General features: G+C 68.6%; 25 protein-coding genes and 1 riboswitch. Of the genes, 10 read left to right on the top strand and 15 right to left on the bottom strand.

From position 1 onward, the window contains the following. Window positions 1-93: 93 nt before the first annotated feature. From ACWGO8_RS10560 to ACWGO8_RS10550, 3 genes are read right to left on the bottom strand one after another with little or no spacing between them, the layout of a single operon-like run. On the bottom strand, window positions 94-1440 hold the full coding sequence (locus tag ACWGO8_RS10560) for a hypothetical protein (protein WP_452043016.1): 1347 nt from the start codon (window positions 1438-1440) through the stop codon (window positions 94-96). A 55-nt stretch (window positions 1441-1495) separates the two neighbouring features. After that, window positions 1496-2647, bottom strand: coding sequence for an McrC family protein (locus ACWGO8_RS10555; RefSeq protein WP_452043015.1), 1152 nt, complete (start codon window positions 2645-2647; stop codon window positions 1496-1498). Window positions 2648-2706: 59 nt separating this feature from the next. Further along, the gene (locus ACWGO8_RS10550) at window positions 2707-4887 is read right to left on the bottom strand and encodes an McrB family protein (RefSeq protein WP_452043014.1); all 2181 of its coding nucleotides are present in this window, start codon (window positions 4885-4887) and stop codon (window positions 2707-2709) included. Window positions 4888-5248: 361 nt separating this feature from the next. On the opposite strand from ACWGO8_RS10550, the gene ACWGO8_RS10545 reads away from it, so the two are divergent. Beyond that, entirely contained in the window at window positions 5249-5593 is a 345-nt protein-coding gene (locus ACWGO8_RS10545) for a hypothetical protein (protein WP_452043013.1), read from the top strand. Here the strand turns inward: ACWGO8_RS10545 and ACWGO8_RS10540 are convergent. The 5 genes from ACWGO8_RS10540 to ACWGO8_RS10520 all read right to left on the bottom strand — a co-directional run bounded on the left by ACWGO8_RS10540 (window position 5577) and on the right by ACWGO8_RS10520 (window position 10174). Then, window positions 5577-6452, bottom strand: a complete 876-nt coding sequence (locus tag ACWGO8_RS10540) for a hypothetical protein (protein ID WP_452043012.1) — start codon at window positions 6450-6452, stop codon at window positions 5577-5579. The genes ACWGO8_RS10545 and ACWGO8_RS10540 overlap by 17 nt on opposite strands. A gap of 61 nt (window positions 6453-6513) precedes the next feature. Continuing rightward, window positions 6514-6945: a DUF1761 domain-containing protein gene (locus tag ACWGO8_RS10535; RefSeq protein WP_452043549.1), complete on the bottom strand. Its 432-nt coding sequence runs from the start codon at window positions 6943-6945 to the stop codon at window positions 6514-6516. Between the two features lie 118 nt (window positions 6946-7063). Continuing rightward, window positions 7064-8338, bottom strand: a complete 1275-nt coding sequence (locus tag ACWGO8_RS10530) for a hypothetical protein (protein WP_452043011.1) — start codon at window positions 8336-8338, stop codon at window positions 7064-7066. A gap of 76 nt (window positions 8339-8414) precedes the next feature. Continuing rightward, a complete protein-coding gene (locus ACWGO8_RS10525; protein WP_452043010.1) occupies window positions 8415-9071 on the bottom strand; it encodes a response regulator transcription factor in 657 nt (218 codons plus the stop codon). Next, on the bottom strand, window positions 9068-10174 hold the full coding sequence (locus ACWGO8_RS10520; RefSeq protein ID WP_452043009.1) for a sensor histidine kinase: 1107 nt from the start codon (window positions 10172-10174) through the stop codon (window positions 9068-9070). Before ACWGO8_RS10520 ends, ACWGO8_RS10525 begins: the two co-directional genes overlap by 4 nt. A 128-nt stretch (window positions 10175-10302) precedes the next feature. Here ACWGO8_RS10520 and ACWGO8_RS10515 point away from each other — a divergent pair, with 128 nt between their 5' ends. From ACWGO8_RS10515 to ACWGO8_RS10505, 3 genes are read left to right on the top strand one after another with little or no spacing between them, the layout of a single operon-like run. Further along, on the top strand, window positions 10303-11238 hold the full coding sequence (locus ACWGO8_RS10515) for a hypothetical protein (RefSeq protein ID WP_452043008.1): 936 nt from the start codon (window positions 10303-10305) through the stop codon (window positions 11236-11238). A gap of 52 nt (window positions 11239-11290) precedes the next feature. Next, window positions 11291-11524, top strand: a complete 234-nt coding sequence (locus ACWGO8_RS10510) for a FitA-like ribbon-helix-helix domain-containing protein (RefSeq protein WP_452043007.1) — start codon at window positions 11291-11293, stop codon at window positions 11522-11524. Then, window positions 11508-11945, top strand: a complete 438-nt coding sequence (locus tag ACWGO8_RS10505) for a type II toxin-antitoxin system VapC family toxin (RefSeq protein ID WP_452043006.1) — start codon at window positions 11508-11510, stop codon at window positions 11943-11945. Before ACWGO8_RS10510 ends, ACWGO8_RS10505 begins: the two co-directional genes overlap by 17 nt. Before the next feature lies 1 nt (window position 11946). Here the strand turns inward: ACWGO8_RS10505 and ACWGO8_RS10500 are convergent, their stop codons facing one another. Next, the gene (locus ACWGO8_RS10500; RefSeq protein WP_452043005.1) at window positions 11947-13341 is read right to left on the bottom strand and encodes an MFS transporter; all 1395 of its coding nucleotides are present in this window, start codon (window positions 13339-13341) and stop codon (window positions 11947-11949) included. 249 nt (window positions 13342-13590) lie between these two features. Here ACWGO8_RS10500 and ACWGO8_RS10495 point away from each other — a divergent pair, with 249 nt between their 5' ends. Next, a complete protein-coding gene (locus ACWGO8_RS10495) occupies window positions 13591-13794 on the top strand; it encodes a hypothetical protein (protein WP_452043004.1) in 204 nt (67 codons plus the stop codon). A 49-nt stretch (window positions 13795-13843) separates the two neighbouring features. Here ACWGO8_RS10495 and ACWGO8_RS10490 read toward each other — a convergent pair whose 3' ends face one another. Further along, on the bottom strand, window positions 13844-14377 hold the full coding sequence (locus tag ACWGO8_RS10490) for a hypothetical protein (RefSeq protein ID WP_452043003.1): 534 nt from the start codon (window positions 14375-14377) through the stop codon (window positions 13844-13846). A 33-nt stretch (window positions 14378-14410) separates the two neighbouring features. Next, window positions 14411-14525, bottom strand: a riboswitch (SAM riboswitch). 173 nt (window positions 14526-14698) lie between these two features. On the opposite strand from ACWGO8_RS10490, the gene ACWGO8_RS10485 reads away from it, so the two are divergent. The 3 genes from ACWGO8_RS10485 to ACWGO8_RS10475 all read left to right on the top strand — a co-directional run bounded on the left by ACWGO8_RS10485 (window position 14699) and on the right by ACWGO8_RS10475 (window position 18841). Beyond that, window positions 14699-16363 (top strand): exonuclease domain-containing protein, encoded by a 1665-nt coding sequence (locus ACWGO8_RS10485; protein ID WP_452043002.1) that lies wholly within the window; start codon window positions 14699-14701, stop codon window positions 16361-16363. A 124-nt stretch (window positions 16364-16487) separates the two neighbouring features. Continuing rightward, window positions 16488-17294 carry a nuclease-related domain-containing protein gene (locus tag ACWGO8_RS10480; RefSeq protein WP_452043001.1) on the top strand — a complete coding sequence of 269 codons (807 nt, stop codon included), beginning with the start codon at window positions 16488-16490 and terminating at the stop codon, window positions 17292-17294. 155 nt (window positions 17295-17449) lie between these two features. Next, complete coding sequence (locus ACWGO8_RS10475; protein WP_452043000.1) at window positions 17450-18841, top strand: DUF222 domain-containing protein; 1392 nt, start codon at window positions 17450-17452, stop codon at window positions 18839-18841. 113 nt (window positions 18842-18954) lie between these two features. Here the strand turns inward: ACWGO8_RS10475 and ACWGO8_RS10470 are convergent, their stop codons facing one another. The 4 genes from ACWGO8_RS10470 to ACWGO8_RS10455 form a co-directional block, all read right to left on the bottom strand. After that, the gene (locus tag ACWGO8_RS10470; protein ID WP_452042999.1) at window positions 18955-20040 is read right to left on the bottom strand and encodes an acyltransferase family protein; all 1086 of its coding nucleotides are present in this window, start codon (window positions 20038-20040) and stop codon (window positions 18955-18957) included. Between the two features lie 128 nt (window positions 20041-20168). Next, complete coding sequence (locus tag ACWGO8_RS10465) at window positions 20169-20462, bottom strand: hypothetical protein (RefSeq protein ID WP_376953497.1); 294 nt, start codon at window positions 20460-20462, stop codon at window positions 20169-20171. A 67-nt stretch (window positions 20463-20529) separates the two neighbouring features. Further along, on the bottom strand, window positions 20530-21819 hold the full coding sequence (locus tag ACWGO8_RS10460; RefSeq protein WP_452042998.1) for a serine hydrolase domain-containing protein: 1290 nt from the start codon (window positions 21817-21819) through the stop codon (window positions 20530-20532). A gap of 207 nt (window positions 21820-22026) precedes the next feature. Continuing rightward, a complete protein-coding gene (locus ACWGO8_RS10455) occupies window positions 22027-23193 on the bottom strand; it encodes an RtcB family protein (protein ID WP_452042997.1) in 1167 nt (388 codons plus the stop codon). Window positions 23194-23715: 522 nt separating this feature from the next. On the opposite strand from ACWGO8_RS10455, the gene ACWGO8_RS10450 reads away from it, so the two are divergent. Beyond that, window positions 23716-23859 (top strand): hypothetical protein, encoded by a 144-nt coding sequence (locus ACWGO8_RS10450; protein WP_452042996.1) that lies wholly within the window; start codon window positions 23716-23718, stop codon window positions 23857-23859. 2 nt (window positions 23860-23861) lie between these two features. Here ACWGO8_RS10450 and ACWGO8_RS10445 read toward each other — a convergent pair whose 3' ends face one another. Then, on the bottom strand, window positions 23862-25271 hold the full coding sequence (locus tag ACWGO8_RS10445) for an FAD-binding oxidoreductase (RefSeq protein ID WP_452042995.1): 1410 nt from the start codon (window positions 25269-25271) through the stop codon (window positions 23862-23864). Between the two features lie 178 nt (window positions 25272-25449). On the opposite strand from ACWGO8_RS10445, the gene ACWGO8_RS10440 reads away from it, so the two are divergent. Then, complete coding sequence (locus ACWGO8_RS10440; protein ID WP_452042994.1) at window positions 25450-26424, top strand: AraC family transcriptional regulator; 975 nt, start codon at window positions 25450-25452, stop codon at window positions 26422-26424. Window positions 26425-26453 lie beyond the last annotated feature (29 nt).

Genomic DNA, 26453 nt, shown 5'->3' with positions numbered 1-26453 from the left:
CGCAGCATGCGAAGGCGCAGCCGTGTCATCCCGTCGGCCGACTCGGTGATTGCGCCCTGCTAAGCCTTGCGTTCGCCGATTATGGCGGCCCTCTCAGTCGAAGATCCCGTCGAGCACGCTGCCGATCACGAGGCCGCCGAGGATTCCGCCCATCATGTCGCCTCCGCCGCCGCGAGGGCCTCCGCCCCAGCCCGGGCCACCGCCCCAGGGATCCTGCGGTCGTGACGAGTCGATGTCGCGGCGAGCGAGGTGCAGGGCTTCGGCGGCAAGATACGCCACACGGCGGGCCATCGCCATCGCCTGCTCTCGGTGGTCCTCGTCGATCACGGTGGCCGTCGCCGCCGACCGGCCGAGGAAATGGTCGAGGTCGATCCGGATGCGCTCGGATTCGGCAAGACGAGTGCGGGCGTCGGCGCCGATCCAGCCGCGGTGGCCGGCGATGACGTCGCGGGCGACGGCGAGCTGCCGGTCGGCGTCGTCGATGGCATGGCGCACGTGCTCGAGCGGTGGGATCGGACGCGCCGCCCGCTCGCGGGCAGCGGCGATCGCGGCATCCAGCCCCGAGTTCGCCTCGCGCAACCGGTCGAGATGCGTGAACGGGTCGGTGTTCACGCCGGCCGGCGGAAGGGAGGCGAGGGCCGCCTGCAGCTCCCCGACCGCCGTCTCGACGCCGGGCGAGTGCGGCTCCTTGAGTGCGACGACGATGTCGCCGCGGGAGTCCTCGACGATCGCAGCCAGCGTGGACTCGGCCCGCAGCGCCTCGACCTCGAAGTTCTCGACCGCATCGAGCAGGGCCGCCGCTCGGCGCACCGACTCAGCGGATGCCTCGAGCGCGAGGTTCGCCTGTTCGCGCTGCCCGGCCTCACGCCGCCGCTCGGCGACACCCGCGCTGTGCTCGGCGAATCCGAGCAGCTGCTCAGCCTCCGCGGGGTTGGACTGCACCTGGGCGAGCGCCTCCGGCGAGTAGCGGGCGGCGAGCCGGTCGACGGTGTCGCGCGCCTGCGGGAGACGGGCGCGCAGGAGCTCGACATCCCCTCGCACGCCGGCGATGATCTCGGGGGCGCGGCGTGCGCGGGCGATCTTCTCGGCGAGGGCCGAGGTGCGCTCGTCGAGCACGTCCTCTGCCCAGTCGCAGAGCTGGACGATGCGCGCGTTGCGGGTGCGCAGCTCTTCAGCGGTGTCGGGGATCTCGTCGTAGTTGAGCTGGTTCAGTCGGAATGCCTCGCCCAGGTGCGTGCGCACCGCAGTGAGCCCCTCGCGAAGCTCGGTGGTCGCCTCGGGACCGAGCTCGGCCTCGGCGAACGCGAGCTCGTCGGTGGTGACGCGGATGCGCTCGTCGGCGGCGACCAGGGCGGTGCCGGCGCGCTTCGCCAGGTCGGCGTCCTGCGCCTGGAGTTGCTGCTCTTCTTCGCGCTTGCGCTTGCCCCAGAATCCGGCCATGCCTTCGATCCTAGGGTCGGCGCTGGGAGCGCGGTGTGGGTAGTCGGAACCCGCGTCAAGTGGGCACTGGGGACCTGAGCGTTGCTGCCGCCAGCCGGTCAACGCCGGCCATCAACGCAGCCGGAGAGCCCCCGATGTCAAGGGCATGGGCAATCACACGCTTACGAGCGCTGGCAATGTCGAAAATGCGAGGCTCGATATCGCCCGAAACGTAAATGAGATGTGCCTCCTCAACCCCAGCTGTAAGGGCATATGCCAGCGCTTGGTAGACATCAGCATTTGGTGGGGATTTGGTCGACGCACCCCACACCTTGTACTTGGTATCCGCGACCGTGACGGTGTTTCCATCTCGGAGCACCACGATGTCGGGCCGGAGGCGCACGGCGCCACCCACGTCAAGTCGCCAGTCGCGAAACTGAACTTCGACGTCGAGAAACTGTGGCTTCAGCGCCGATCGGAGTGCCTCCCCCACGAACTTCTCGAAGATGTCGGCCATGTTCACCAGAAAGGTCGACCCGCGTGCAGCACCTCGCGCGTGAGCCCAGGAAACCGCCTCGAGGATCCACCGTGAGATGAGTAGGGCCGTCGAATAGTGGGCGTTCCGCCGCGTGAACAGAACGTTCGGCGTTTCCAGTCCGACGGGCAGAACCTCGACCTCCGAGAACAACGCCAACTGCGCGTTGATCTGGCTACGCAGAGCCCGGCCAATTCCGTCAAAGCGCAGGACCCGCCGCAGTGCGGAGCGCAGGATGCGGTTCTCGAGAATGTCCTCGGTGAAGTCATCGTATGTGACTTCGAGTGGAAGAGGCACGCCCGGTCTGCGAGCGAGCTGGCGCGTGACATCCCAACGCCCTCTCACAACACTTGTCGCGTCATCGCGCGACCGGTACCCCTTCAACAACCCATGTCTGGTCGCGCGTGCCACCGACACCTGTAGGGCGCCAGCGAGCGCAACCGGCACCGACTGATCGATGTCGAAGTCGAACGGGTCATGTTCGAGCGCCAGCTGAGCACCGCCATAGGAAGCCATGAAGACGATGCTTCGCAAAGCAGCCTTCGGAGTGACAATCACTTGCAGATCCGAGATAGAGGCGACACCCACCCTCGTGACGTCCGCAATGCGCCACATGCCGTGTTCGTGTGTTGGGGTGACGGTGCAGAACCGAAGAGCCTGAAGCTCAACGGCCTGTGCGGACGTGAGCTCCACGAACGATTCCCCGCGTTCGGGGATTCGCACGAGGCGCCGTTTCTCTCCTGCGGGGTGTATCACGACGACGACTGGGTGCTTTCAGGTGCTGGCGGGCCTGACTGCGGAACCTCCGATTCTTGGCGGAGCTTCCGCAGCAGGATCTCGAGTCCGTATCGCTGTTGCACATCGACCCCCGTGCCAAGGTGGCGTTCCTCGAGCAGCGGCATCAAGTTCTCTGACCAGATCGCCGCCAGCTCTTTCTGGCTGAGCGACTCCTTGTGCAGAAGGTGACTTGGGCCGATGCGCTCTTCGCGGTCGGTGATCGCAGCGTTCAGTTCATCGAACAGCTCCGCGACCGGAAGGTCCTGCGGATATTGCCGAGTCCACCGATGAAGAATGCCTCTCACAGGGGGCACATCAGGGTGAAGCTCGAAGAAGGAGAACCGTCTTCTCATCGCTGAATCCAACAGTGCGATCGACCTGTCGGCCGTATTCATCGTCCCGATGATGAGCACGTTCGCGGGAAGAGCGAAGGTTGACCCGCCTTCGTCACCCGAACCGGCATAGAGCACGTCAATTGGGTCGTCGCGATACTCGAGCAAGTAGTACAACTCGCCAAACACCTTCGACAGGTTGGCGCGATTAATCTCGTCGATCAGCAGAACGTGCGCGGCCTCGGGGTCCTTCCGCGCACTCTCGGCAATTTCGCGCAACGGACCCTTCGTCAGGTCGAATATAAGCTGACCTTCATCGTTGGTCTTCGGGCGGAAGCCGGCGAAGAAGTCCTCATAGGTGTACGACGGGTGAAACTGGATCCGTTTGACCGTGCTCTGTGGCGCTTTAAGGGAATCGGCAATCGCCCGCGCCACGAACGTCTTCCCCGTGCCCGGCGGTCCGTAAAGGATCACCTGCCCGCGCCTGTAAAGGGCGCTAAGGACATCAGCTATCCACTCCCGATCAAGGCTCAGGAGCTCGCTGAGCCTACCGACGTCAATCTCGGCCACTTGAAACCCGCGCTGATCGAAACTGGCTGGTTCCGCCGCCTGGTCGTCAGGCTCGCTCTCGCTGTTGTCTTCGTCTTCGTCGCGTTCTTCGTTCTGATACCACTTCGGCTTGAGGGGATCCGCGTACAAGTTGATCGGCTTCTGAGCCTTGAGCTGGAGCGCGACGACGATCCGGCGGAGGTCTTCGTCTGCGTCGTCCGAGAAGGCGCCCCCAATCTCACCGATGAACGCTTGACGAATGCGGCTCCGATGATCCGCCGAAACGATCGGGCCGAAGTAGCTCGGATGAACCAGATACAGGAGCGCCCAACGTTGGGTCGGAAAGCTATCGCCTTCGACCGAGAGAACAACGTCCCGCCAGTGCCGGGGCTCAGCGAGGGCGTCCTGCTGCTCATCATCGGACATCTCGGTCCATCGACGCAGCAGATTGAGGATGATCGTTACGGCGTGGTTGATGCGCGACATCATGCCGGTACCGGGATTGAACGCGCCGCCCGCGAACGCGTCATCGAAGACTCGAGGAATCTCGACCTCATGCTCCATGAGGCTCAAGATGGCTTCGATTTTCTCTCGCTTCTTGGCATGCCCCATCACACTGGCGATCGGAAGCACTTGAAGAGCGACGATCTCGGCCATGAGCAATTTCTCATCGTCAGACGCACCCTGAAGTTGAGCGGTCACGTTCTCGACGAAGTTCTTTCCCTCGATCTTCTCCGCCTGAGTCCAACGCTCGTGCAGACGCACGATGTTCGAACTCGACCAGACTGGACGGCCTGGACTGAACGCGGACATTCCGCCACGGAAACACTCCTGAACGATCACGTCAGCTGCCGCGAGGAGGCGCCGTTGTGCCGCGTCAGCAGTTACCCAACCACGACCCAGCTCCTGTTCGATCTCTTCCCGAAGTTGAGCACGGGATGCTGCGTAACGCCGAGTCGCCTCTTGGAAGAACGCATCGCCGGGGTACTCTCCCAATGCAATTACGCCGTCGGGTGTGATCGCCCAGTGTCCACTCCCAGAGGGGTTCTTTCGCAGCCACCCAGCCGCCACAAGATCAGCACTGGCCCATCGCCAGTCGGTCTCGCCTCGTGGACGTCCACGGTTCCCCAGAGTTTCCTCATGCTCAGTGAGCGGAACTCGCGCGAGAGTCTGAGGCCAAAGCTCCCCGATCGGTACGAATTGCCCGGGCCCGAGGTCCGCGAGGATCTCCATGCTTACCCGAGCGCGTTCGGCGCGCTTGACGTCAGTGTCCACGTCCACCCCTTGCCTTTGGCATTCGCGTGATCAGAAGTCTAGGGACGCGAAACAAGATCGGACCTCGAATCCAACGCACAAGTCACCGCGTCCTGGCTGCGGAGGTCATCCAACCTTCCCGACTCCAGAGCTCGTCTAGTGACCGTCAGACGGCAAACCGCTCCACAAGGGACCATTGTCCGCGGCCCGTTGCGCGCCGCGGCATCCGACCCGTAGGCCAGCATGGAGCCATGACCGACACGACCAACTCCCGAACCTGGCTGCGCGAGGGCTTCGAGCACCCCGGGCGGGTCGACCTCGCTTCCGGTTCCACCTCCGCCCGATCCGTGCCGACGACGTCGACCTCGACTACCCGGCGGTCATGGGCTCGCGCGAGCGACTCTGGCGCACTTACGGTGACGCCTGGGGCTGGCCGCCCGAGACGATGACCCACGAGACCGACCGCGAGGACCTCGCCATGCACGAGCGGGAGATCGCCGATCACATCACGTTCAACCACGCGATCCTCGACGAGGAGGAGACCCGGCTCGTCGGCTGCGTCTACATCGACCCGCACGACGAGGCCGACGCCGAGTCCTCGTGGTGGGTCGTCGACGACCTCGTCGGCTCCGACCTCGAGCGCGAGCTCGACGAATTCGTGCCGCGTTGGCTGCGCTCGACGTTGGGGTTCCGAGCGGTCGAGTTCCCGTTCAACGCGGTCGATTAAGGCTGCGGTGATCGACGCCCTCCTCGGGCGGGAGCAGCGCACCGAGGGCAGTCCGCACGGTGAACCGCACCTCCTCTGCGACCTGCCGCATCGCGGCCGGCACCGGTGAATCCTCCTTCGATGAGCGACCGAGCCGGCTGAAGAAGTCGCCGACGCTGCTCCCACGGGCGATGGCACGGTAGGCCTTGGGAAGGTCATCGACGTGTGCGCCGCCATCGTGGTGGGCGAGCCAGAGCACGACGTCTCGCCGGGATGCCTCGGTGCCCTGATTGTCGAAGATCCTGGGGATCAGCCACCAGTAGTTGAAGCCCACCCGGTGTGGTCCGAGCGGCACCTGCCGGAACGCCGGCATCCAGGTGGGCGACGTCGGGTTCGGAATGACTGTGAGGAGCGAGCCAACCGGCGCGACCCCGCGCTCCTTCGCCAGTCGTACCACGCGTGGGCCGCTCGGGATGGTGCCGTCCGCCCAGGGCAGGATCCGCGTGAGACCCATACGGGTCAACAGGCCGGTGCTGACCGAGGTGTCGTATGCGAGCACGCGCACGGCGATCGCCAACCGCTTCGCCTCGGCGCGCACGCCGCGGTCGTACCGGGTACAGCTCGCGTCGAGGAATCCGAGTTGATCTCGCAAGTGCTCGAGAAGGTCATCGGCCATCGCGAGGCCGGGCTTCTCACGATCCCATCGACGCAGACGACGCAGCGCATCGGGCGAACTCGTCAGTGAAGCGGATGCCGCGGCGCCAACGGGCTGACGCGCCGCCCTGTTACCCGACGAGGTCTGCACGCGCAGGTCACGAGCATCCGCCGCAACCGTGCCAAGGGGCGCCGATTCCGCAGCCTCGCCCGATCGCTCCAGCATTCTGCGACCGTAACGGACCGCGTCCTCCGTTCGGGAACCCCGCGTTCGGGGCATCCGTGACTCAGACGGTGCCCGCCGGCGCCCACACCCCGATGATCAGGCCCATGATGATGACCGTCACGAGCTCGTGCGCGATGTTGAGACCCGTGAGCGACCACGGGCGACCCTCGAAGACGTCGTGCGTGATGAACCTCGCCGCGGTGAATCCGGCCCAGAGGATGAGTGCCGTGAGAACCGCCGAGAAGAGGTAGCTCCCGCCGTAGAAGTGCCACGCGATCGTCGAAGCGCCGGCGAGCACCCATGCCGTCACGAAGCTCACGAGCACCGTCACGATGATCGGCATCACCGCGCTCGCGCCGGGGCGATCCATGTCGACGTTCGCGAGCTTCGCCCAGCGGGTTCCGAAGACACCGCGCGCGTACCAGACCGAGCCGACGATCATGCTCGACGCGGTCGCCAGCAGCACCGCCCAGTAGTTGATCTCGGGGACCATCATCTCCGCCTCCTTCTCGCTGCGGCCCAGGCCGCGTCCGGCGGCGACGCGCACGTCGCGCGGTCCGCTGCGCGTGAGCGTACTCCCGCCCGAGGACGTTCCGACCTGAACTTCGCCGCTACGGCGTCGAGCTGGGTTGAGCCACGGCGCCGGCCCGCTGTTTCGGACCGCGCGATCGGAAGGCGTCGAGGTCGCGCCGCGCCAGGATCAGGGATTCGCTCGCGAGACTCGCGACACGCTCGGCCAGCGTGATCACCTGCGCCCGGCGATCCAGGTCCATCATCGAGATCGTCGCCCCGGTGCCGCTCAGGTAGTGGCCGAGATCAGTCCGAAGGCGCTCGGACTCGGCCAGTCGCGTGAGTGCCTCGGCGCCGATCCGGCCCGGGTGACCGGCGATGGCATCGCGAGCGACATCGAGCTCCCGGTCGGCGTGCATGATCGCGCGACGCACGTGGTCCACGAGCACGATCGGACGCGTCGTGTGCTCGCGGGCCGCCGCGATCGCGGCATCCAGCCTCGCGTTCGCCTCGCGCAGTCGAGTCAGGTGGGCGAACGGGTCGGTGTTGACACCAGCCGACGGAAGGCTCGCGAGCGCCGCCTGCAGTCCGACGATCGCCTCCGTAACGCTGGCGGGCTGGGGCTCCTCGAGTGCGGCCGTGAGGGCGCGGCGGGATTCCTCAACGGTGGCCGCCAGCTCGGACTCCGCTCGCAGAGCCTCGACCTCGAAGGCCCCCACCGCGTCGAGCAAGGCCGCGGCACGGCGCACCGAGTCGACGGATGCCTCGAGCGCGACGATCGACTGTGCGCGGTGCCCAGCGTCACGCCGTCGCTCGGCCACGCCGATGCTGTGTTCGGCGAATCCGAGCAGGTGCTCCGCCTCCGCAGGATTGCCCTCCACGGTGGCGAGCGCCGCTCGCGCGTAGCGCACGGCCAGCTGTTCGATGGTTTCGCGGGCTTGCGGGAGACGCGAGCGCAGGCGCTCGATGTCGGCTCGCACGCCGCCGATGACGCCGGGAGCGCCCCGGGCGCGTGCGGCCCGTTCGGCGAGCATTGAAAGGTGGTCGTCGAGCATGAGCTCGACCTGTTCGCACAGCTCCACGATGCGAGCGTTGCGGGCCCGTACCTCGTCGAGGGTGCCGGGGTCCGGTTCGTGGTTGGCCCGGTTCGCTCGGAACGCCTCGCTGAGGAGTCGTCGCGCCGTGACGAGCGCCTGCCGCAACCCCTCGGTTGCGTCGGATCCGAGCTCGGCCTCGGCGAATTCGAGCTCCTCGGCGGCGCGGCGGATCCGCTCATCGGCGGCGACCAGGGCCGATCCGGCCCGCTTCGCCACGTCGGCGTCGTGGACGTCGAATTCCTGCGCGCCTCGTCGGCGCCTGACCCTGAACCCGGCCATGTCTCATCATAAGTTCGCTGTTCGGGACTCGCCATGGCGAGCCGCGAACGCTCCGCGGCATCCGCTCGAATGGCCGCTACGGGCGCAACCCCGCATCGAACGCGGCGATGATCGCAGCGGCCCGGTCGCGCGCGCCGAGCTTCATGAAGATCGCCGAGACGTGCGACTTCACCGTGCGCTCCCCCACGTGCAGCTGCGCCGCGATCTCGCGATTGTTCGCCCCACGGCAGATGCGGCGCAGCACCTCGAGCTCACGGGGGGTCAGCTGCTCGAGCGCACGGCTCGCCGCCGGAGACGTCGGCGCGCGGTCCTTCGCCCGCGCCAGCACTCGGGGAAGCACCCGTGGGTCCAGCCAGGCTCCCCCGGCCGCGACCGTACGCACCGCCGTGATCAGGTCCTCGGCCGGGCTGTCCTTGAGCACGAAGCCCGCGGCCCCGGCCGTCAGCGCTCCCCAGAGCACGGCGTCGTCGTCGAAGGTCGTGAGGGCGAGCACGGGCGGGGACGCCGAAACGGCTCGCAGCTGCCGCGTCGACTCGGGGCCGTCCATCCGCGGCATCCGCACGTCCATCAGCACGAGGTCGGGGTGGTGAGCGCGAACCGCCGGCAGCACGCCCGTGCCGTCGGCGCATTCGGCGACCACCGAGATGTCGGGTTCGGCACCGAGGATGAGCGCGAGGCCGGCTCGCACCATGGCCTGGTCGTCGACGAGCACGAGCCGAAGCGGCGCGGTCACGCGGCACCCCCGATGGGAAGCCGGCATTCGACGACCCACGCGTCGCCCTGGGGCCCGCTGCTGAGCTCGCCGCCGAGCGAGGCGGTCTGCTCCCGCAGCCCGACGAGTCCGTAGCCGTCGGGGCCGGCATCCGTCGAGCCGGGAGGGAACTCGTTCGAGACGCGGGCGACGACGGCGTGGTCGTCGATCCCGACGTCCACCGTGGCGGACGCGCCGGCGGCGCTGTGTCGGGCGGCATTCGCGAGCGCCTCCTGCACGACCCGGTAGAGCGTGAGCCGGAGGGGCAGCGACAGGGGTTCGGCGGTGCCGCTGACCCTCAGCTCCACCGGAAGCCCGGCTGAGCGATAGGTCGTCACGAGTCGCTCGAGATCCAAGGATGCCGCGTCGGACTCGTCGTCATCCCGGAGCATCCCGACGGCTCCGCGAATGGCGTCGAGGCTCTCGCGGGACACCCGTTCGGCCTCGATGAGGGCCGCCTCGGCGGCATCCGGATCCTTGCGCAGCAGTCGACGTGCACCGCCGACGTGGAGCACGACGACCGTCAGCGAATGCGCGACGAGGTCGTGCACGTCGCGGGCGATCCGATGCCGCTCCTCGCGTGCCGCGGCATCCGCCAGCTCGCCTTCGGCCGCGCGCAGCTCGTCGGCCAACCGCGTGGCGCGCCGCAGGAGCACGCCCACGAGCACGCTGAACGCGCCGCCGAATGCGAAGTAGATGGCGCCGACATCCCATTCGACGCCGAACAGGAACGGCACGAACGGGATCGCCATGACGACGACGGTGACCGTGCCGACCAGCCAGCGGTCGTCCGACCTGCTGGCGAGCCGGCTGGCGGCCGCGAAGCTGACGAAGAGCGCCGCCCCGATCTCGGAGAGCGCGATGACGGGGACCACCGGGACGATCGCGAGGGTCACGAAGGCGAGCTGCGGGAGTTCGACGCCGAACACGAGCAGGGCCCAGGGAACCAAGGCGACCAGCATCGCCACCACGACCACGGGGTCGAACTGCGCACCGACCACGGCCAGCACCGCGGCGACGAGGGCGATGCCGGCGTAGACGAGGTCGGTGACCCGTGAACCCGCCCCGACCGAAGCCCGCTGCATGCGTCGCTCCTCTCGGCTCTCGCCTCAACGAAACCGTATCGGACGGGTCCGCGCCTCGTCCCGTGGTACGAGAACGAGGCGTTCCACGGTGCGATGACGGCCGGATGCCGCGAGCGGAGCATCGGGGCATGACCACCTCGATCCCAACCACCACGCTTCCCCGTTCCTCCTCCCGCCCGTCGGCGGCGGGCGCCGTGCTCGCGGTCGGCGCCGGCCTCAGCGCCGTCGCGTTCGCGATCGCGGTCGTCGGCCTCATCGTCGACCCGACCGTGATCACGGGGGCTCCCGCCTGGATGAAGCCGGCCAAGTTCTCGTTCTCGATCGCGGTCTACCTGCTGACGCTGCGCTGGATCCTGTCGCACGTCCGGGGCCACGCTCGACTGCTGGCGGTGCTCAGCACGGTCATTGCGGTCGCCCTCGTCGCCGAGATCGCGCTCGTCGAGCTGCAGGTCCTCCGCGGCACGACCAGCCACTACAACGAATCCAGCGACCTGGATGCCGCGGTCTGGTACGCCATGGGCGGCATCGTGTCGCTCGTGCTGATCGCGACCATCGCCGCCGGCGTGCTCGCCCTGCGACAGCGAGGGCTCGACCGCGGACTGGCAGCCGGGCTCGCCTGGGGCATCGGCATCTGCGTGCTCGGCATGCTCGCGGCGGTCACGATGATCTTCAACAAGGGGTGGAACGATTCCGGCGGACACACCGTCGGAGCGGCGGACGGCGGCGCCGGAATGCCGATCACCGGCTGGAGCCTCGAGCACGGCGACCTGCGCGTCGGACACTTCATCGGGCTGCACGCCCTGCAGGTGCTGCCGCTGCTCGCCTGGGCGCTGCTCCGATGGACGCACCTCGACGCGACGACCCGCGCGCGGCTGCTGAACGTGGCGGGGGCGAGCTACACCGCGGTCGTGCTGCTCGTCACCTGGCAGGCGCTTCGCGGGCAGAGCGTCGTTCGCCCCGACGGCGTGAGCCTGGCGGTCGCCGTCGCCCTCGTGGGGCTCGCGGCGGTGGCCACGGTGGCGGTACTGCGGCGAGGCGGTCGGCGGTCTGCCTCAGTCGAGTAGAGACGGGTGAGCGATGCATGCGTTCTGCATGCATCGCAGGTATACTGACGGCATGCCCGTCACGATCACCGTCCGCGCCGTCCCCGACGAGGTCCGCGACGTGCTTGCGGCCCGTGCAGCCTTGGCCGGCAAGTCGCTGCAGGAGTACCTCAGCGCGGAACTCGAGAACCTCGCGTCACGGCCGAGCGTGCTCGAGGCGGTCATGCGGGCACGCACACGCGCGCGCACCTACCCGCCCGTCGGTCCGGCCGACCTCATGGCCGACCTCGATGCCGACCGCCGCTGAGCACGGGCGGCGTCGGGCGGATGTCCCCGCACCACTCGTCGTCGACGCATCCGCCATCGTGACCCTGCTCATCGACCCCCGCTCCGCCGGCGATGCCGTCGCGGCCCGCATGCGCCACGCCACGCTGCTCGCGCCCGCGCTCATGCCGTTCGAGGTCGCGAACGTGGTTCGACGGCGGCGCAACGCCGGCCTGCTCTCCACCGCGGAGGCCGACCTCGCCCACGCGGAACTCCTCGAACTGCCGGTCGAACTCTGGCCCTGGCAGGCCACGGCGTTGCGCGCCTGGGAACTCGGCGCCGACCTCTCGACCTACGACGCCGCGTACATCGCGCTCGCAGAGGAGACGGATGCCCCGCTCCTCACGCGAGACGCCCGGCTCGCGTCGGCGTCGGGCGTCCGTGCTCGCATCGAGCTGGTCTGACTCACGCCGCCGCGGCCAGATTCGACGCGTCGACGTCGACGAGCGTGCGGAGTTCGTCGGCCACCTCGTCGCTCACGCCGTCGCTGTCATCGCTGCTCGCGTCGATCGGGTTCGCGATCTCGTCTCGCGTCATCCGTGCCGCGATGATCGCGACGACGCCGATCACCAGCGGTGCGATCCCCGCGATGAGGAACACCACCGGCAGCCCCAGCGACTCCCCGGCCGGCCCGGCGACGGCCATCGAGACGGGCATGAACGCGAGCGAGACGAAGAAGTCGAGGCTCGAGACGCGGCCGAGCATCTCGCCCGGGACGCGGCGCTGCAGCAGCGTGCCCCAGATCACCACGCCGCCGTTGAAGGCCGCGCCGATGAGGTACGCCGCGATCGCCATGACCCAGATCTGATCGGTCAGGCCGAACACCGCGAGGGGAAGGCATCCGAACGCCCAGAGCAGGTTCATCACGGTGAGGTAGCGGCGAGGCATCCGGAGCGAGGCGACGATCGCGGAGCCCACGGCGCCGCCGATGCCGAACGCGGCCAGGATCAGCGCGTGGTCGTCGGGCCCGCCGGCGGCGCGGTCCTTGATCACGAACGGCACGAGCACCTCGAACGGCCCCATGATCAGGAAGATCAGCAGCGACGCGAAGGTCAGCGTGCCGAGCAACCACGGCGTGCGCACCATGTAGCGGAAGCCGGCGGCGACGTCGATCAGCAGGGCGACGGCCGGATGCCGCGTGGCGGCGTTGATCGCCGCACCGCTCTCGCCCGCGGTCGCCTGCTCGAGCTCGGGGCGCTCGCCGCGCAGCGGCGTCTCGGGCACCTTCAGGATGAACGCCACTGCCGCGACGCTGGTCAGCGCGGCCACGGCGAGCGCCGCACCGGGCGACGAGACCGCGATGAGAGCGCTCGCGAGCGCCGGCCCGCCGGCCTGCATGAGCACCGGACGCGCCATGCCCTCGAAGCCGTTCGCGGCCATGAGCTGGTCCTGGGGCAGCACGCTCGGCAGCAGCGCCGAGTACGCCGGGTAGTAGAGGCCGGCCATCACGCCGCCGACGAACGCGACCACCGCGAGCTGCCACGCCTCGAGAGCACCGGCGAGCGACAGCAGCGCGACGATGCCGACGCTGGCGGCCCGCACGACCTCGACGACGAGCAGGATGCGCCGCTGCGACATCCGATCGGCGAGCGCACCGCCGAGCAGCGTGGTCAGCAGCATGCCCACGGCGGAGGCCCCGGCGACGAGCGACAGCTCGGCCGCGCCGCCGCCGATCGCGACGATCTGCCAGACGAGCGCGACCATCCAGATGCCGGCGCCGATCATCGACGCCACGAGCGCCGCGGCGAGCCACCGGTAGGCCGGGTTGCGGAGGGGCCTGAGTGCCCGGGGTGTTGACATGAGGTCGTCTCCTTGGTGTCGCTGCTGAGCTTTCGTTTCCGCGTCGAAGCGGATGCCTCGAACGGATGCTTCTACTCATGCGTCGAACGGGGAGAGGTGGGATCGACAGCTTTCGGCGGCCTTCCAACTGATTCGTCATGTCTCTGTCGGCGGCCCGTGCGACGATGTCATCCAGATCGCTCCTTTGTTGAATCCGAGCCGCACCCTGCGGCCGGTTGTCGTATCCCGACATCAATCAAAGGAGCAACAGTGACAGACCAGCAGATCGCCGTAGCCCGTGTGGCCGAGTTCCTCGACCTGAACTATCCGTGCCGATGCACGGACCCCGAATGCCCGGGCAATGAGGATGAAGCGTTCTTCATCGTCGACATCGTGATCGAGACATTGCTACCCGATGCGCACGCGCGCATCCGGTCGCTGCAGCAGCAGCTCACGATCGCGCTCGGGTACTGATCGCCGGCCGCCTCCCGACGGATGACGTCGCGAGGCGGCCGTCTCGAATTCAGGACGACATGAGGATGCCGCCGTCGAGGTCGATGATCGCGCCGCCCGGCCACGAGCTGCGGTCGCCGTCGACGATGAGGTCGAGGGCGCGCTGCGGCGAGACGCCAGAACGGAGCAGCGGCTTCCAATCCGTCCAGTGGTCCGCGATCAGCACGATCGTCGGATAGCCGAGTCGTTGTGTGTCGATCACGAGGCGGCCGTCGTCCTTCTCGAGCATCTTCGTCAGTCGCCGATCGACGCAGAGTCGGAGCAGGTACCAGTCGCTCGCCGTGAATCCGCTGCGGTGGAAGTCGTCGGCCTGCCACGCCCACTGGTGCACGGTCGTGGCGCGGTCCGATCTGATGATCCTCGCGGTCCACGCCATTCTCGACGCGCCCGGGAAGAAGGTCGGGAAGTCCAGCAGCGCTCGGCACCAGTCCAGCCGCAGCGATTCGGGCACGGAGCCCCAAGGGTCCTTCTCTCGCTTCCGGGTGTACCCGGGCGACCGGCGCAGCGCCTCGACGGCCGTCTCGACATTCTCGTATACATGCATGGTTCGCTCCTCTTCGCTCGGAGGCGCGTCACCTCCGTCGACTTCTCCGAGAGGGATGCCACGGGCCGGTTCTTCCCCTGGGGCACCCCGCTCGACGGAGGGGGTTGCCGTGCAGCCGGCCAGGTACCGACAGCTGCCACTCGTGAACCTGAGACCACGTTAGCGTGGGCCCACGACACGGCTCGTCCCGGCCGCGCCTCAGACGCCAGACCTTTCGCAACGGCGGCATCAACGCGTCAGTCATACGGAATCGGAAGGAACGAAGAATCGGCGGAAGGGGCCAGCGTGTCGAGGTCATGAGATGGGCGTCAGAACTGGAAGATGAGCGAGACCCCGCTGGACCCTCCCCTACGAAAGAACAGCATGAGCTTTCTCGACCGGCTTTTCGGCCGAACCGACCGCCGTAAGCCCTCTCCGTCGCGCCAGACCGCTGGCAGCCTCCTCGAAAGGGTCGTGCCCACTTACGCGATCATCGACGTCGAGACGACCGGGCTCTCCCCGAAGGCCGGCCGCATCCTCGAGTTGGCCGTCGTCCGTGTGGACGCGCACGGCGTGATCGTCGATGAATGGACCAGCCGCTTCAATCCTGAGGGACCAGTCGGGGCAACGCACATTCATGGAATCACCGATGCAGATGTCGCAGACGCGCCGTTGTTTCGCGATGTCGCAGGAGACATCGCCCGTCGGTTGAAGGGCCTCCCAGTCGCGGCCCACAATGCCCGGTTCGATCTCGCGTTCCTTCGATCGGAGTTCACGCTCGCCGGCTGGGAGCTGCCGTGGATGGTGTCGTATTGCACCCTCAATGGCAGCTATCACTACTTGCCCGACATGGACCGTCGCCGCCTGGCCGATTGCTGTTGGGCGACGGGCGTTAGGTTGACCAATGCGCACTCGGCGCTCGGCGACGCGAGAGCCACCGCCGGCCTTCTGCGGTACTACCTCGGTGGGGACTCGGGACGAGAAATTCATCGCGACCTGCTCGACCTCCCACAGCGAGCTCGGGCGCTCTCATGGCCCTCGGCGCCGGTGCGCGAGCCACTGAAGGGCTCAGTGGCCGCCACACCGGTCAGCCGCCGCCCGATCCGTGTCAGCCCGCCTCGTCCGACGCAGCCGCCACTCCTGCAGCAGCTGTCGGGGCTCAGCCTGCTCGATGTCCTCGACGAGGGCGCGCCTGAGGGCACGATGACCTACCTCGAGACGCTCCTCGAGGCGCTCGAAGATGGCGAGATCTCGCACGCCGAAGCGGTCGTCCTGAATGACTACGCCGCGATCTACGAACTGAACGCTGCCGACATCCGAGCTGCGAATCGAGCCTTCGTGCTTGCGCTCGCTCATCGAGCGCTCGACGACGGCCATGTGTCGAGCGACGAGCGATCGCAGCTGAACGCGGTCGCGGAGATGCTAGATGTCGACTCGGCCGCAGTGATCGACATCATCAGGCAAGCGGACGCATCGCGATCAGCGCGCCTCGGCGCAGCCTTGCGCGCACTTCCGGAGGACTGGACGCATGGCGAACCGCTCCGCGTAGGAGACAAGGTCGCCTTCACCGGTTGCGACGAAGCAGTGCGGGAGCGGTTGGAGCGGCGCGCCTCGGAGCTCGGGGTGCGCGTCATGGGCAACGTCTCACGGATGACGGCGATGCTCGTCTCCGACGGATCCTTCGCTGGAACGAAGTTCCGGAGGGCACAGGAGCTGAACATTCGACTCGTCGACCCCGCAATGTTTGAAACGCTGCTCGTGCACTTGCAGCCCGCAGAGGCCACGTCGACGAATGCGGCACGGTCGGCGTCACTCGGCGCTCCTGAGCGAGCGCGCGCACTTCCTGATCAGGATGCCTCGGTCGCGTCGACTGTCTACACGGGTCCGTCACCGGCGTTGATCCGCAAGTGGGCGCTTGAGAACGGATACTCGGTGGGTGTTCGCGGTCGCCTGCCGCAGGAGGTCGTGGAAGCATTCCATACGGCCGCGGCCGGTGCGGCCACCTGACAGGTGCATCGGTAGCCGTTTGCACCGCGGACTGGGAACCCCATGATGGGGGACTCCCTATCGGGTCATCCCATTGGGAGGATCGAGCGACCCTACCGCCGACCGAACCGAGACCCGCGCGCCCATGACGAACGAGCCCGCCGTCCAATCGCTCGGGTTGCGCCGCCCCGCGACATCCGTCATCGGCGAGTGCCTGCGCGTGCAGGCGAGCGTGCCGCCGAACAACGCAGCTCAGCGCTTGTTCGGTGTCCCGCCGCTCGGCCGGGAAGCCGAGCCCTGGTACGTCGGAGCGCTCGGTGAGCTCGAGGTGGCCCGGCGGCTCAACACGCTCGGACCGGGTTGGTACGTGCTGCACTCGGTGCCGATCGGCGCCGGCGCGAGCGACCTCGACCACGTCGTGATCGGACCAGCGGGGGTGTTCACGATCAACACGAAGCACCATCGCGGCCAGAACGTCTGGGTCGGTGCCAAGCGCATCCTCGTGAACGGGCAGCGCACAGACCATCTGCGCAACGCAGGGTTCGAGGCGAGGCGGGCGTCGAAGCTGCTGTCGGCCGCGATGCGCTCCCTCGTCGATGTGACGCCCGTCGTCGCGATCGTCGGGGCCCGACGGATGACGGTGCGCGAACGCCCTTCCGACGTCGTCGTGCTGCACGACCACGAGCTCGTGCGCTGGCTGCAGCGACATCCGGTGACCCTGACGGCCGAGGAGGTGCAGCACGTCGCAACGGTGGCTGCCCAGCCAACGGCGTGGCAACGGATGCCGGAGGCCGACGCCGTCGATCACGCCGCGTTCGATCGCCTGCGCTCCGCCGTCGACCGGGCGCGGCGGCGGCGCCAGCTGTGGGGAGTCGTGCTGGTCGCGGCGATCCCGGTCACGTTCGTTGTGCTGTGGTCGGCGGCGTTCCCAGCGCTGCTCGGCCTGGGCTGAAGCCCGCGTCTGACTCAGGGTCTCTGCCGCAGAAGCCGCAGGTCACTCGTCCTCCACAGGGCCCGTTGGGCCTGAGTTACACACATGCGTTTTGCCTGATCAGGCGCAATTTTCAGCTCACATGCAATGTCGGTGGGTCCGGGCATGATGGAGTCATGAAGCAGCCGCTGCAGCACCTCACGCGCGACGTCGAGGAGCTGCGTGCGGCGTGGGTCGGCGCGATGCCGGGTCTCGGCGCGATCGAGGGATCGGTGCAGGCCGAGGTCGAGCAGATGAGCGACGAGGGGCTGGTCCGCGTGACCGACTCGCTCGCGCGCCTGCGACGCGACGCAGAGGGGCTCCTGGCGCGCGTGGCCGCAGAGGTGTCGAAGCGGTCGAGCCGCGACTCGGGCGAGTCGGACCTTGCGAGGGCGCAGGGGTTCCACAGCCCGGTGCGGCTCATCGCCGCGTCGACCGGTGCGTCGAGAGCGGATGCCGCGCGCCTGATCGCCGTGGGCACCGCGACGGCCGAGCGTCAGAGCATCAGCGGTGAGCGGCTCCCCTCGAGGCATCCTCACGTCGCCGCGGCGCTCGATTCGGGCACTATCGGTGTCGATGCGGCATCCGCGATCACCGCCATGCTCGATCGCGTGCGCATGCGCGCCGATCCGGTGCTGGCCGACTCCATCGAAGCGGTGCTGGTGGACCTCGCCGGCAGGGTTCCGCTCGAGCTGCTCATGCGCGCGATTCGCGAGGCCGAGGCGAGGCTCGACCGTGATGGGGTCGAGCCACGTGAGGAGGAACTCCGCAGCGAACGGTCGCTCACCATGCGGCAAGACAGTGCGGGCATGGTGCACCTGCATGCGCGCCTCGATCCCGAGAATGCGGCCCCGGTCAAGGCCGCGATCGAGGCGCTGGTGAGCGATGTGCTCCGACGCCGCGAACCCGCCGAGCAGGATTCGGGCGTCGTGGTCGCCGACCAGCGGTCGATCCCGCAGATCCAGGCCGACGCGCTCGCCGCGCTCGCCCGTCATGCCCTCGGTTGCGAGCAGACACTCGCACCGCTCGCGAAGACGACCGTCGTGATCCGGCTCGATCTCGACACCCTTCGAGAAGGCCTCGGCCACGCCTGCATCGACGGCCTCGACCAGCCCGTCTCCGCAGCAACCGCCCGGCGCATGTCGGCGGATGCTCAGCTCATCCCCGCCGTCCTCGGGGGCGAGAGCGTTCCGCTCGACCTCGGTCGGTCCGCCCGACTCTTCAGCCGCGCGCAGCGCCTCGCCCTCGCCGAGCGCGATGGCGGCTGCGCCTCGTGCGGCCAGAACATCGCGTACGTCGACGCTCACCACATCAGATGGTGGGATCGCGATGCTGGGCCGACCGACCTGAGCAACGGCGTCATGCTCTGCAGCTTCTGCCACCACCAGATCCACCGGGAAGGGTGGGGCATCCGCGCCAGCCGCAGCGAGGTCTGGTTCATCCCGCCACCGCACGTCGACGTCACGCAGACACCGCGGCTCGGGGGACGAGCGCGGTTCTCGCTGGCCCCGACCGACGTCGCGGCATGAGCTTCAGCGAGTCCGCCGCCTCACCTCGACGGATCGGAGTGCGTCGGTGCGCTCGAGCCAGTGCGCGTGGGGCTCGACACCGCTTCGTGCCGTCCCGGATGCCGCGGCATCCGTCACTTGATGTATCGGTTCTCGTCGACGACGAGTTCCTGCACGGTCTTCGGGGCGTACTTGCGTGGCCTCAGCCTCATGGCCTGCTTCTCGATGATGAACCAGCTAGCCGCCGCGAGGGGGATCGTGCACGCCAATCCCACGAGCGCGAACGGGAGGATGCCCCACCGGTAGACGCCGAGGGTCGCGAGGATCTGCTGCACGGGGAATGCGTACACGTACACGCCGTAGGAGATGTCGTTGGCGAATCGGAGCCTGGGCGACTTCACGAGCGCTCCGACGCCGAGGAGCAGGACGGCGAGTGGCAGCGCGCCGAGCACCCGGTAGTCGGGGAGGAACATCGTCGCGACCACGGCGACCGCGCAGCCGGCCATGACCGGCCAGTTCACTGGGATCCGCGACTGGTACAGGTACACGACGGCCCCGGCCAGGAACATGAGTGCGAACCGGGCGACGACGTCGAGCTGCACGAACGAGACGTCGACGAATCGGGCTGCGATCGATCCGACGACGGCGAGCAGGAACAGGGCGGGGACGACCAGCCGCCTGGTGAGGAGACGCGTGAGACCGAGGACGAGCACGCCGAGATAGCAGAGGAACTCCCAGCGGAGCGTCCAGAGGGAGCCGTTCCACGCGTCGGGATACGGCACGTCGGTCAGGGTTCCGTCGATACCGGTCTGGTTGATCGAGAGGACCGCGTTGGAGACCACGTAGGACCCGTTCGAGGGGCCGATGGACTGCCACGGCCACAGCCCGCCGGCGATCAGTGCAGAGAGCGGCGCCAGCACGAACGCGGTGATGATGAGGCACGTCCAGTAGCCGGGGAAGATCCGCAGCACCCGCGCGGCGAGGAACCGACCCCAATCCGGATCGCGCATCCACGCGCCCACGATCAGGAACCCTGAGACCGCGAAGAAGCCGTCGACCCAGATCTGGCCCATGAGCTGCCGGGCGGGCGCGAACTCCACCTCCGCACCCGACAGGGGGAAGGCGTGCCAGAAGATCACGCCGGCCGCGAGCACGAGCCGGATGAAGTTGAGTGAGTTCGCCTTCGGGTCGAACACCTCGGCGAGTGAACGACGCGCCATCGCGTCGAACGTACCGCTCTCGCGGGTTATATGCGAGGATTCCTCAGGAATTGCAGCTGCTCAACCAGGGCTCCGCCGGGCCAGCCTGGAGGGGAGCGGCCCGCGGCATCCGCTCGGTTCGTCAACCGTCAGCTCACCGACACGCGCCCATATGCGTCGACCCGCACGATCTTGGTCTCGATCTTGCGGTTGACGACGCGGATGATGATCACGATGAGCCAGAGGCCCGCGGTGATGAGTACGAGAAGGAGGTTCCAGAACCAGCCGATGCGCTTCTTGCGCTGGAGCACGGCCTGGCCGGCGGAGACCGAGCTCACGGTCCAGCCCTGGTTCGCGTAGCGGGCGACCTCGGCGTTGAGGATCGCGGCACGGGTGGTGTCGTCGACGGGGACGGGAGCTGAGCTGGGCTTCGGATTCGTCACAGGGTCGAGCGTACGCGTCGGATGCCGCGCGGCTGAAGCCCTTCTGCGCCAATCGCGAGGCGCGAGTTCAGTCGCCCGCCGGCGCCGTCGGCGGCGGATCGTCCGGCACGAGCTCCGCGGCGAGCGACAGCGCGAGCGGCTCGGCGAGGTTCGGCAGCGAGCCCGCCCAGTCCTCCTGCGAGTCGTGCGTGTAGGTCACCGCGACCGCGATCGTGACCGATCGCTCGTCCGAAGCCCGCGAGGCGGGCAACGTCACGACCGCGCTCGCGTAGCCGCCGAACGAGGGCGTCTGCTTCACCCAGTCGCCGCTGAGGACGACGCCGAGCCCGTACGAGTAGTTCTCGTCCAGGGTGTGGCAGGCGCGGCATCCGTCGAGCGGCTCGCCGAACCCGATGAGCACCGGATCGATCATCGCCTGCCACGACTCCTCGTCGAGCACCTCGCCGCGGCCGACGATCGCGTCGAAGCTCGACGCCATGTCGCTGATCGTGGTGGTCTCGACCGCGCCGTCCGCGATCGTCCAGGAGGGGTTCCAGAAGGTCGAGTCCTCCCACGTGCCGCGCTCCGCGGTGAAGGCGTGCACGGCGGGCGCGGGGATCGCCGGGCCCTGGTCCGCCACGATGTCGTCGAGGTCGAGCGGGTCGAGCACGTACTCGGCGATGAGGTCCTCGAGCGACGTCCCGGTCGCCTCCTCGAGCAGCTGCCCGAGCACGACGTAGCCGCTGTGCGAGTAGTCCCAGTTCTCGCCGGGCGCGAACGTGCGCCCCTGGTCGATGCTGAGCTCGAGCAGCTCCTCCGTGGTCCACGGGAGGAACGGGTCCTTCACCAGCGTGTCGACGAAGCCCGGGTTGGCGACGTGGTCGGGGTAGCCGGCGGTCATGTCCGCGAGCATCCGCGGCGTGACCTGGTCGGACTCGGGCAGGTCGGGCAGGTACTCGTCGATCGGCTCGTCGAGGTCGATCACGCCCTCCTCGGCGAGCGCCAGCATCACGGTGCTCATGTACGTGATCGCGACCGCGCCGTTGCGGAACCGCCCGTCGAGCGTCACGGGCACCCCGCTCATCGCGTCGCCGAGCGCGGCCTGCGCCGCGACCTCGCCGTCGATCCGGATCTCGACGAGCAGTGAGCCGAGGGCGTGGTCGTCGAAGTGCTGCTCGGCTGCCTCGTCGAGGAGCGCCTGCACCGCGGCATCCGTCGTCGTGGCGCCCCCGTCGTCGGGCGTGGGCAGTGCGGTCTGGGTGCTTCCGGCGTCGGTGGCGTCGGTGCCGGTCGGGCCCGCGGTGCATCCGGCGAGCACGAGCACGGATGCCGCGACGGCGGCGATCCCGCCCGCGAAGTGTCGAGTCGAGCTGGGCATGATCGGCTCCGATCCCCCGGTGCACGGCCGCAGCCGGCCGTGCGGCTCAGTTTTCTCCCCGGCTCGGATGCCCCGCAAGGCCCGCGTTCGGGCCGGTGCGGCCGGCCGGCTGTCGACCGGCCGACGGCGGCCGCGACCCGCACGCTTCCCCCTGCGTGCGGGCCGCAGCCCGAGGCATCCGCTCACGCTCAGCGCTCGCGCCTCGCCTCAGTCGCCCTTGACGTTCACGAGCTGCCGCAGCACGTGCCGCACCTTGACCAGCTCGGACGCGTCGGACATGACCCGGTCGATCGGCTTGTAGGCCTGCGGGATCTCGTCGAGGAACGCGTCGGTGTCCCGGAACTCGATGCCGACCATGGCCTCCCGCAGCTGCTCGTGGGTGAACAGCTGCCGGGCCTTCGTCCGCGAGTACTCCCGGCCGGCTCCGTGCGGCGACGAGTTGAGCGACATCGGGTGGCCGAGCCCCTCGACCACGTACGACGCGGTGCCCATCGAGCCGGGGATGAGGCCGGGCCGACCGAGGTCGGCCTGGATCGCGCCCTTTCGCGACACCCATACCCGCTTGCCGAAGTGCTCCTCGCTCTCGGTGAAGTTGTGGTGGCAGTTGATCCGCTCCTGCTCCTCCACCGGCGTGCCGACCCACTCGCCGACCTGCCGCGCGACGCGGTCCATCATCTCCTCCCGGTTGAGCAGCGCGAAGTGCTGCGCCCACCGGAGCTCGGCGATGTACCGCGTGAACTCGGGCGTGCCCTCGACGAGGTACGCGAGGTCGGGGTCGGGCAGGTCGATCCACCACTGCTTCGCCAGCCGCTTCGCGACGGCGATGTGGTGCTGCGCGATCTTGTTGCCCACGCCCCGGCTTCCCGAGTGCAGGAACAGCCACACGCGGTCGAGCTCGTCGACGGACACCTCGATGAAGTGGTTGCCGCTGCCGAGCGAACCGAGCTGCTCTCGCCAGTTCCCCGCGTACCGTGCCGGGTCGAAGCCCTTCGCCTCGGCGAGCGCCTCGAGCTCCGCGATCCGCGGCTCGGCGGTCGCGACGATCTTGCGGTTCTGCTTGCCAGCCGAGAGCGGGACGGCCCGCTCGATCTGCTCCCGCACCGGTCGCCGGTCGGCGGGCAGGTCGGATGCCGCGAACTGCGTCCGGACCGCGATCATGCCGCAGCCGATGTCGACGCCGACGGCCGCCGGCATGATCGCGCCGAGCGTCGGTATGACGGACCCCACCGTGGCGCCGAGGCCCAGGTGCGCGTCGGGCATCAGCGCGAGGTGCGGGTAGATGAACGGCATGGTCGACGAGGTGCGGGCCTGGTCGACGGTCTTGCCGTCGATCAGGCTCGCCCACGAGACGAGCCGCTTCGAGATGGTCTCCATGTTCCTTTCCTGTCTGGTGTGCTGTGCGGATGTCCCGAGCCCGAGGGCTCCCGTCGCGCGCAGACAGGAAAGCACCCCGGGCCTCGAACGGGCACCGGGGTGACGAAGGTCGCGGTCGGATGCCGCGGCGTCAGGGTGCCTGGTCGAGGAGCTGGTCGAGTTCGCTCGGGCGATTCATCGCCCTGCGAGCTTGCGCCGTGCGGGCGCGCTCGATGGAAGGCTGATCGAACGTGCGCTGCAGATACACGGCCGTGTCCTTCCGTCCAGTTCCGGGGATGCTGCGCGGGATGCGCAGCTTTCGAACACTAGTGGTGCGGGTGGCGGGGCGTCAACGATCCCGTTCGGCGATTCGGACTGCCGGGCGGATTCGAGAACCAGGTACCGAAGTTCCGAAGTTCCGAAGTTCCGAAGTTCCGCACCTTCCGGCGAGGAACTCTCCCGAGCACCAACCGGAAGTCGTGGCCGGCGCTCGCGGACATCACCGCGCCGACGCTCATCGTCGGCGGCGGACCGACGAGCCACGTGCCGCAGGAACTGCTCGTCGAGGCATCCGAGCGCATCGCCGAGTGCACGCTCGTAACGATTCCGGTCGGCCACAACGTGCACGAGGCGGCATCCGACGCCTTCATCGAGGTCGTCGAGCGTTGGCTGCGGGACGCGAGCTGACCTCACGCCGCGGTTGACGTCGGTGCGATGTTCTGGTTCACCCGGAAGAAGTTGTCGGGATCGTAGGCGGCCTTGACTCGGGCCAGCCGCTCGAGGTTGTCGCCGTAGGTCGCGCGGAGCCGGTCGGGCGATTCATCCGTCATCATGAAGTTGACGTAGCCGCCGCGGTCGGAGAAGGGGTGCACGGCGTCCCAGTAGTCGCGGACCCAGTGCTCGAGGCCCGCCGCGGCATCCGGGTCGGGATGCGCACCCAGGATCACCATGTTCCAGGTGGTGTCGCGGGTGTTCCAGGCCGTGTCGTTGCGGCCCACGCCGTGCACCGCACCGTCGATCGGGTAGAGGTGCATCAGGGACACGGCCCCCGGGGGAATGCGCCCCGCCTGCTCGATGTGCGCCTCGATGGCCTCGTCGGGCAGGTCGCGGACGAAGTCGCCGCGCCAGTAGCACTGCAGTCCCTTCGGGAAGAGCGGATCGAACGCCTGGTTCCATGCCGGGAATGGCATCTCCCCCCGCCAGTCGAACAGGGGCTCCGGCAGAAGGTCCATCAGCGGGGCCAGCGCCGCGGCGCCCGCCTCGGCCGTCCCGCTGAAGCACGTGATCAGGGCGCACGCATGCTTGCCCCGGTGCTCGGCCGGGAACGGATCCCCCGCCGGCACCGTCTTCAGCCCGAAGAACGTGGCGAGCTCCACCGGTGAGTCCGGGAGGAAGTCCCGGTACGCACGCGCCACGGTGCGCGCATCCGCGAGGTCGAAGAAGACCGGTCCTGCGAAGACCTGGTCCACCGGATGGGCCTGGAAGAGGAAGCTGACCACCACGCCGAAGTTGCCGCCGCCACCGCGAAGCGCCCAGAACAGGTCGGCATTGGTCGACTCGTCGGCGATGACGATCCGTCCGTCGGCCAGCACGACGTCGGCCTCGAGCAGGTTGTCGATGGTGAGCCCGTACTGGCGCGTGAGGTACCCCGTCCCACCGCCGAGGGCCAGGCCGGCCACGCCGGTGCTCGCGACGATGCCGAACGGCACCGCCAGTCCGTAGGCGTGCGTGGCATGGTCGACGTCGCCGGCGGTGCAGCCGGCCTCGACCCGGACGGCCCGCCGGACCGGGTCGACGCGGATGCCGCGCATGGCCGACAGGTCGATCACCAGTCCGTCGTCCACGGTGCCGAGGCCGGGGCCGCTGTGTCCGCCGCCCCGCACCGCCACGATCACGTCGTGCTCGCGCGCCCAGTTCACCGCGGCCACCACGTCGGCGACGTCCGCGCATCGGGCGACGGCGAGGGGGAACTTGTCGATCATGCCGTTGAAGACCGATCGCGCCTCGTCGTACTCGGGGTCGCTCCGGTCGATGACCCGCCCCCGCAACAGCGAGCCGAGCTCGCCGACGGCGTCTGCCGTCGTCAGTTCGATGGTCATGGTTCCGTTCCTTCGTTGTCGCTCATCCGCCCCGGTGGGAGGATGTACCTCGACGCTAGGCACCGGCACCACGGCGCGGAACGCCCGTGCGTCCAGAGGTCTTGGCCGTTCGTCCGAACCATGCCTACGCCCGTTGCCGTGGATCCGCCACCGATGCCCCGGCGTCCGGAGGTGGGCCATGGATGTCCTGTCCGATGTGCTGCTCGCCGTTCACCTCAACGGTGCGGTGTTCTTCGACGTCGACGCCCGGTCGCCGTTCACGACGGAGAGTCCGCCCGCCGCCGTGATCGCGGAGCGGTTCGGCACCGAGGCCGACCACGTCATCGGATTCCACGTGGTCACCGAGGGCAGCTGCTGGGCCGAATCGGTCGACCGCCCGGGACCCCCGGTGCTGCTGCACACGGGGGAGATGGTGATCTTCCCGGCCGGCGACGCCAACACGATGGGATCGAGCCCCGGGATGCGCGGAAAGCCCGACCTGTCGCTCTTCTACCACCCGCTCGAGTCCGCCCTCCCGATCAACATCGACATGAACCAGGGAGCGGATGCCGAGCGCTGCCGGTTCGTGTGCGGCTACCTCGCCTGCGACGCCCGTCCGTTCAACCCACTGCTCGAGTCGTTGCCCGACGTCGTGCACGGCCCGGTGTCCGCCGAGGCCTGGCGCTGGATGTCGGCGCTCCTGGACGCCGCGATCGAGGCGAGCGCCGTCCACGATGCGGGACGTGAGGCGATGCTGGCGAAGGCGTCGGAGCTGGTGTTCGTCGAGGCGCTCCGAGAGCACATCGCCGGCCTCCCGCCCGAGACCCGGAACTGGGTGGCGGGCCTCCGGGACGCCCAGGTCGGTGCCGCGCTCCGGCTCATCCACCGGCGCTACGCCGAGCCATGGACGATGGACCTCCTGGCCCACGAGGTCGGGATGTCACGTTCGTCGTTCGCGGACCGGTTCACCTCCTTCGCCCAGGTGCCGCCGATGGGGTATCTCACCCGCTGGCGCCTCCAGCTCGCCGCACGCCTCCTCCAGGACGGCTCGCGCAGCGTCTCGCAGGCGGCGGCAGCGGTGGGCTACCAGTCCGAGTCTGCGTTCAATCGCGCATTCAAGCGAGAGGTCGGCGTGGCGCCGGGCGTCTGGCGCCGTCACCTGCAGCCGGACTGAACGGGTCGGCGCCGCGGCACGGCGCGCGA

The sequence above is a fragment of the Agromyces sp. NPDC055661 genome, from assembly GCF_053618135.1.
The sequence above is the reverse complement of the archived record's forward strand: the minus strand, read 5'-3'. Positions and strand labels throughout refer to the sequence as shown.